At 42.8% G+C, this 7667-nt stretch carries 5 protein-coding genes; all 5 read left to right on the forward strand.

Annotated features, from left to right (window positions below):
* The first annotated feature begins 24 nt into the window (after positions 1-24).
* Entirely contained in the window at positions 25-4200 is a 4176-nt protein-coding gene (gene rpoC / locus H5118_RS13055; RefSeq protein WP_002958884.1) for a DNA-directed RNA polymerase subunit beta', read from the forward strand.
* Positions 4201-4395: 195 nt separating this feature from the next.
* The gene (gene rpsL, locus H5118_RS13060) at positions 4396-4770 is read left to right on the forward strand and encodes a 30S ribosomal protein S12 (protein WP_002958885.1); all 375 of its coding nucleotides are present in this window, start codon (positions 4396-4398) and stop codon (positions 4768-4770) included.
* Between the two features lie 97 nt (positions 4771-4867).
* Complete coding sequence (gene rpsG / locus H5118_RS13065; RefSeq protein WP_010555004.1) at positions 4868-5338, forward strand: 30S ribosomal protein S7; 471 nt, start codon at positions 4868-4870, stop codon at positions 5336-5338.
* 27 nt (positions 5339-5365) lie between these two features.
* The gene (gene fusA / locus H5118_RS13070) at positions 5366-7480 is read left to right on the forward strand and encodes an elongation factor G (protein WP_002958887.1); all 2115 of its coding nucleotides are present in this window, start codon (positions 5366-5368) and stop codon (positions 7478-7480) included.
* A gap of 62 nt (positions 7481-7542) precedes the next feature.
* Positions 7543-7667: GTP-binding protein (locus H5118_RS13075; protein ID WP_033023824.1), on the forward strand; the 125-nt coding region annotated here is incomplete at its 3' end.

Genomic DNA, 7667 nt, shown 5'->3' on the forward strand with positions numbered 1-7667 from the left:
ATTAACTCCGACAGGAGAGCTAAGGTGAAAGACTTACTTAAGTTTCTGAAGCAACAAAATAAGACCGAAGAATTCGATGCAATTCGCATTGGTCTTGCTTCACCAGACATGGTTCGTTCATGGTCATACGGTGAAGTAAAGAAACCTGAGACTATTAACTACCGTACTTTCAAGCCTGAGCGCGACGGCTTATTCTGTGCCCGTATTTTCGGCCCAGTGAAAGATTATGAGTGTTTATGTGGTAAATATAAACGCCTTAAACACCGTGGTGTGATCTGTGAAAAGTGTGGCGTTGAAGTAACACTCACTAAAGTGCGACGCGATCGTATGGGTCATATCGACCTTGCGAGCCCAGTTGCACATATATGGTTTTTAAAATCATTACCGTCACGTATTGGCTTAATGCTAGATATGACGCTTCGTGATATTGAACGTGTTCTTTACTTCGAATCATTCGTAGTAACTGAGCCTGGTATGACAACGCTTGAGCGTGGTCAACTATTAGGTGAAGAAGAATACTTAGATTCACTAGAAGAGCACGGTGATGAATTTGAAGCGAAGATGGGTGCTGAAGCAGTTTTAGACTTGCTTCGTGAACTTGATCTTGCTCAATTAATTGCTGAGATGCGTGAAGAGTTACCAACAATTAACTCTGAAACTAAGCGTAAAAAAATCACTAAACGTCTTAAGTTAATGGAATCGTTCCACCAATCAGGTAATAACCCTGAGTGGATGATCATGACAGTACTTCCAGTATTGCCACCTGATCTACGTCCATTAGTACCATTAGACGGTGGTCGTTTTGCGACATCTGATCTAAACGACCTTTACCGTCGTGTTATTAACCGTAATAACCGTCTTAAGCGTCTACTAGATTTAGCAGCACCAGACATTATTGTACGCAACGAAAAACGTATGTTACAAGAAGCGGTAGATGCGCTACTTGATAACGGTCGTCGTGGTCGTGCAATTACAGGTTCTAACAAACGTCCTCTTAAATCTCTTGCTGATATGATCAAGGGTAAGCAAGGTCGTTTCCGTCAGAACTTACTTGGTAAGCGTGTAGATTATTCAGGCCGTTCTGTAATCACAGTAGGTCCTACACTTAAGCTTCACCAATGTGGTCTTCCTAAGAAGATGGCACTAGAGTTATTCAAACCATTCATCTATGGCAAATTAGAGCGTCGCGGCATGGCTACGACAATCAAAGCAGCTAAGAAGATGGTTGAACGTGAAGTTCCGGAAGTATGGGATGTACTTGACGAAGTAATTCGTGAACATCCAGTATTACTTAACCGTGCACCAACACTTCACCGTTTGGGTATCCAAGCGTTTGAACCTGTGCTTATCGAAGGTAAAGCGATTCATTTGCATCCATTAGTATGTGCGGCCTACAACGCCGATTTCGATGGTGACCAAATGGCGGTACACGTACCGTTAACAATCGAAGCACAGCTTGAAGCTCGTGCCTTAATGATGTCAACAAACAACATTCTATCTCCTGCGAATGGTGAGCCAATCATCGTTCCTTCACAGGATGTTGTATTGGGTCTTTATTACATGACTCGTGACCGCATTAACGCTAAAGGCGAAGGCGCGATATTTAAAGATCCAAAAGAAGCAGAAAAAGCATACCGCAGCGGCAATGCAGACCTTCACGCAATCGTGAAAGTACGTATTAGCCAATCAGTTAAAAACGAAGACGGCATAGTAGAAGACACTGTTACTGTTATCGATACAACTGTTGGTCGTGCAATTCTGTCTCTAATTTTACCTAAAGGCATGCCGTTTGCGTCAATCAACCAGCCGCTAGGTAAAAAGCAGATTTCTGGCTTATTGAATGAGTGTTACCGTCGTCTAGGTCTTAAAGATACAGTTATCTTTGCTGACCAAGTTATGTACACCGGTTTCCATTATGCAATGAAGTCAGGTGTTTCTATCGGTATTGATGACTTAGTTATCCCACCGATTAAAGCACAGATAATTGAATCAGCTGAAGCTGAAGTGACTGAAATCAACCAACAATTCCAATCAGGTCTTGTAACGGCTGGTGAAAAGTACAATAAAGTTATCGATATCTGGTCACGTGTAAACGAAAACTTATCACGTGAGATGATGGCTAACTTGTCAAAAGATACAGTTATCAATGCAAAAGGTGAAGAAGTAGAGCAACCGTCATTTAACTCAGTGTTTATGATGGCCGACTCAGGTGCTCGTGGTAGTGCTGCACAGATTCGTCAGTTGGCGGGTATGCGTGGTCTAATGGCACGTCCAGATGGTTCAATCATCGAGACGCCAATCACAGCTAACTTCCGTGAAGGTCTAAACGTACTTCAGTACTTCATCTCAACGCATGGTGCGCGTAAAGGTCTTGCCGATACAGCACTTAAAACAGCAAACTCGGGTTACCTAACGCGTCGTCTAGTAGACGTTGCACAAGATTTGGTAATCAATGAAGATGACTGTGGCACAGAAGATGGCTTAACAATGAAACCGCTTATTGAAGGTGGTGATGTTGTAGAAGCACTTCGCGAACGTGTTCTAGGTCGTGTTGTTGCAGAAGATATTGTAATTCCAGGTACTAATACTGTACTTGTTGAACGTAATGTTATGCTTGACGAAAAACTGTGTGACCTTTTAGAAGAGCACTCAGTAGATGAAGTTCGCGTACGTTCTGTTATCACATGTGATAATGACTTTGGTGTTTGTGCTAACTGTTACGGTCGTGACCTAGCACGTGGTCACATCATCAACGCTGGTGAATCAGTGGGTGTTATCGCGGCTCAATCAATCGGTGAGCCGGGTACACAGTTAACAATGCGTACCTTCCACATCGGTGGTGCGGCATCTAGAGCATCTGCAGAAAATAATGTACAAGTTAAAACTAACGGTACATTAAAACTTCATAACTCTAAGTACGTATTAAACACAGACGGTAAGATTGTTATTACCTCTCGTTCTACGGAAATTACTATCATCGATAGTCATGGTCGTGAGAAAGAGCGTTATAAAGTACCTTACGGTGCGGTACTAACAGTGCAAGACAATGCAGAAGTTCAAGGTAATGACATCGTCGCCACTTGGGACCCGCATAGTCACCCAATCGTTCTTGAGCATAAGTCAAAAGTATCGTTCAGCGATATCGATGATTCAAATACTGAAGCACAGACTGATGAACTAACCGGTTTAACCCGTGTAGTTGTAAAAGATCTTGCTAAAGTAAATACGAAAGAACCAAAGCTTATCATTGAAAGTGAAGAGCGCGGTCTGCAAGAAACACGTCTTCCTTCATTCACTACGATTGAAGTTATTGACGGCGTTACAGCAAACCCAGGTGACGTGTTAGCACGTATTCCGCAAGAAGGTTCGAAAACTCGTGATATCACGGGTGGTCTACCACGCGTAGCCGACTTATTTGAAGCTCGTAAGCCAAAAGATCCAGCTATATTAGCTGAAGTAACTGGTACAATTAGCTTCGGTAAAGAGACTAAAGGTAAGAAGCGTTTAGTTATTACTCCAGCTGAAGGTGATCATTACGAAGAGATGATTCCTAAGTGGCGTCAACTTAACGTGTTTGAAGGTGAGCAAGTGTCTAAAGGTGAAGTTATTGCCGATGGTCCTGAATCACCGCATGACATCTTACGCCTACGTGGTGTGACTCATGTTGCTAACTATATCGTTAACGAAGTGCAAGAGGTTTACCGTTTGCAAGGCGTTAAGATCAATGACAAGCACATTGAAACAATTATCCGTCAAATGTTACGTAAATGTACCATTATGCACGGCGGTGATACTGACTTCTTAGCCGGTGAACAAATCGAAGTGGCGCGCGTTAATATCGCAAACCGTGATCTTGAAAAACAAGGTAAGATACCAGCTAAGTTTGAAATCCAGTTAATGGGTATCACAAAAGCATCACTAGCAACAGAATCTTTCATCTCTGCAGCGTCTTTCCAAGAGACAACACGTGTTCTTACAGATGCGGCAGTGAATGGTAAGAGCGATGAGCTTCGCGGTCTTAAAGAAAACGTAATTGTGGGTCGTTTGATCCCAGCCGGTACCGGTTTTGCGTATCATCAAGAACGTATGGCTCGCCGTAAACAAAGCAAAGTAGTAGTAGAAGAGCAAACAGTAAGTGCAGAAGAGGCGACTCAAGCACTTACAGACGCTCTAAATGCTGATTTGTCTGGAAATCAATAAACTGTTCTTAATCAATAGATTAAGTGATCGTAAGGCAGTTATATGCTGTCTTACGATTAGTTTAGGTTGACAGGTTAAACTTTGCTCATTAAAATTCCGCCACCCATTTACTTGTGTGCTTAATGCAGGCTCGTAAATAAAGGGCGGATTTTTTTATTTTTTTCAGTAGTAATTTTAATTTCAGGAGCTATTTAAATGGCAACTATTAACCAGCTAGTGCGTAAGCCACGCCGTAGCAAGGTTACGAAAAGTAACTCAGCTGCACTAAAAGCGTGTCCGCAAAAGCGCGGTGTATGTACTCGCGTATATACAACTACACCTAAGAAACCAAACTCGGCGTTACGTAAAGTAGCACGTGTACGTTTAACTAACGGTTTCGAAGTAACTTCATACATTGGCGGTGAAGGTCATAACCTTCAAGAGCATAGTGTAATCCTAATCCGTGGTGGTCGTGTTAAAGATTTACCAGGTGTGCGTTTTCACACTGTTCGTGGTGCACTTGACTGTGCAGGCGTTAGCGATCGTCGTCAAGCTCGTTCTAAATACGGTGCAAAACGCCCTAAAGGGTAATTGTATTCCGTTAGTAAGGCCAAGCACTAAATATTTATAATTATTGTTTTGGGTGATTGACTCGAAAGAGCAAACCTGAATAAACCGGAGATACAAAATGCCTAGAAGACGCGTAATCGGTCAACGTAAAATTCTTCCAGATCCTAAGTTCGGATCGGAACTTCTTGCTAAATTCGTTAACATCGTGATGTTAGACGGCAAGAAATCTACTGCTGAAAAAATTGTTTATGGTGCGCTAGACGTGGCTGCTGAGAAATCAGGCAAGTCGCACCTAGAAATCTTTGAAACTGCACTTGATAACATCCGTCCACAGGTAGAGGTTAAATCTCGCCGTGTTGGTGGTTCAACTTATCAAGTACCAGTTGAAGTACGTCCAGTTCGTCGTAACGCATTAGGTATGCGTTGGTTAGTAGACGCTGCACGTAAGCGTGGCGAAAAATCTATGGGCTTACGTTTAGCTCAAGAAATCGTTGACGCTTCTGATAATAAAGGCACTGCGGTTAAGAAACGTGAAGACGTTCACCGTATGGCTGAAGCGAATAAAGCATTCGCTCATTACCGTTGGTAATCTGTCTTTAACCTTTAAGAGGATCATATGGCACGTACAACTCCACTTGAGCGCTATCGTAATATAGGTATTGTTGCTCACGTAGATGCAGGCAAAACCACCACAACAGAACGTGTTCTGTTCTACACAGGTCTTTCTCATAAGATCGGTGAAGTACATGATGGCGCTGCAACTATGGATTGGATGGAGCAGGAACAAGAGCGTGGTATCACAATCACTTCTGCTGCAACAACGTGTTTTTGGAAAGGGATGGATGCTCAATTTGACGCCCATCGTATCAATATTATTGATACTCCAGGACACGTAGATTTCACTATCGAAGTAGAGCGTTCTTTACGCGTACTAGATGGTGCGGTAGTTGTTCTTTGTGCTTCATCTGGTGTACAGCCGCAAACTGAGACAGTTTGGCGTCAAGCGAACAAATACGAAGTTCCGAGAATGATCTTCGTAAATAAAATGGATCGCACGGGCGCAGACTTCTTAGCAGTGGTCAGCCAGGTGAAATCTCGTCTTGGAGCAACGCCTGTTCCAATTCAGTTGCCTGTAGGCGCTGAGGACGACTTTAAAGGTGTTATTGACCTTATAAAAATGAAAGTGATTAACTGGAACGAAGCGGACCAGGGTATGACTTTCTCTTATGAGGCAATACCGGCAGAACTTCTGGAATTAGCTGAAGAATGGCGCGCTCATTTAGTTGAAAGCGCTGCTGAAGCAACAGAAGAACTAATGGATAAATACTTAGAAGGTGAAGAGTTAAGTGAAGCAGAAATTAAAAATGCTTTACGCCAACGAACATTAGCAAATGAGATTGTTCCAGTTACTTGTGGTAGCGCATTTAAAAACAAAGGCGTTCAAGCTGTGCTTGATGGCGTTGTTGAATATATGCCGTCACCAGAGCAAGTGAAACAAATCCAAGGTATCTTAGAAAATGGTACTGAGGAAGAACGTCCAGCTAATGATAAAGCGCCGTTTGCTGCACTCGCATTTAAGATTGCAACAGACCCGTTTGTTGGAACCTTGACCTTTTTCCGTGTTTACTCTGGTACTGTTAAACAGGGTGACACGGTATATAATCCAGTAAAAAGTAAGCGTGAGCGACTTGGCCGTATCGTACAGATGCATTCAAACTCTCGTGAAGAGATCAAAGAAGTTTTCGCAGGCGACATCGCGGCAGCTATTGGTCTTAAAGACGTAACAACAGGTGAAACACTGTGTGATCCGAATTCTATTATTACGCTTGAGCGTATGGAATTCCCAGAGCCAGTAATCTCTATTGCGGTTGAGCCCCGCACTATAGCTGACCAAGATAAGATGGGTATCGCACTAGGTAAACTAGCTGCTGAAGATCCTTCTTTTCGCGTACAAACTGACGAAGAATCAGGCCAGGTTATAATCTCTGGCATGGGTGAACTTCACTTAGATATCATCGTCGACCGTATGAAACGTGAATTCAGTGTTGAATGTAACGTTGGTAAGCCGCAGGTCTCATACCGAGAAGCTATTCGTTCAACTGTTAAGGTTGAAGGGAAGTTTATACGTCAGTCAGGTGGTCGTGGCCAATATGGACACGTTTGGATTAAACTTGAACCGATGGATATTACGGATGATGAGTCACCAATTTACGAGTTCGTTAACGAAACCGTAGGTGGTTCAGTTCCTAAAGAATTCGTTCCTGCGGTAGACAAAGGTATCCAAGAGCAAATGTCTCAAGGTGTACTGGCAGGCTACCCATTACTTGGCGTTAAAGCGACTTTATATGATGGTTCATTCCATGATGTAGATTCGAATGAAATGGCATTTAAAATAGCAGGTTCACTGGCAATGAAAAACGGGGCGCTTGAAGCTAACCCTGTACTTTTAGAGCCAGTAATGAAGGTTGAAGTACTCACTCCTGATTCAAATATGGGTGATGTAGTTGGCGACTTAAACCGTCGCCGCGGCATAATCGAAGGCATGGAAGATGCATTAGGTGGACTTAAGCAAATTAATGCGCAAGTTCCTCTTTCTGAAATGTTTGGTTATGCAACTGCTTTACGATCTGCAACACAGGGCCGTGCCTCATACTCTATGGAGTTTGTGAAGTACGCTGAAGCCTCTAAAAATGTCGCAGATACAATAATTTCAGCTCGCGCTGTTATATAATTTTAGCTTGTCTGGCTCAATAGTGAGTCAGGCTTTAATTTCTTTATTAGGAATTTTTTAAGATGGCAAAAGAAAAGTTTGAACGCGTAAAACCGCACGTAAACGTTGGTACAATCGGCCACGTTGACCACGGTAAAACTACACTAACTGCAGCAATCACTAACGTACTTGCAAAAGTATACGGCGG

It is taken from the genome of Pseudoalteromonas sp. SR41-1, from assembly GCF_014164015.1.
GTDB lineage: Bacteria > Pseudomonadota > Gammaproteobacteria > Enterobacterales > Alteromonadaceae > Pseudoalteromonas > Pseudoalteromonas distincta.

Bases quoted from the DNA above. Each gene is read 5' to 3' on its own strand.
- rpsG (WP_010555004.1), top strand. From the start codon at position 4,868: ATGCCTAGAAGACGCGTAATCGGTCAACGTAAAATTCTTCCAGATCCT.
- rpsL (WP_002958885.1), top strand. From the start codon at position 4,396: ATGGCAACTATTAACCAGCTAGTGCGTAAGCCACGCCGTAGCAAGGTT.
- fusA (WP_002958887.1), top strand. From the start codon at position 5,366: ATGGCACGTACAACTCCACTTGAGCGCTATCGTAATATAGGTATTGTT.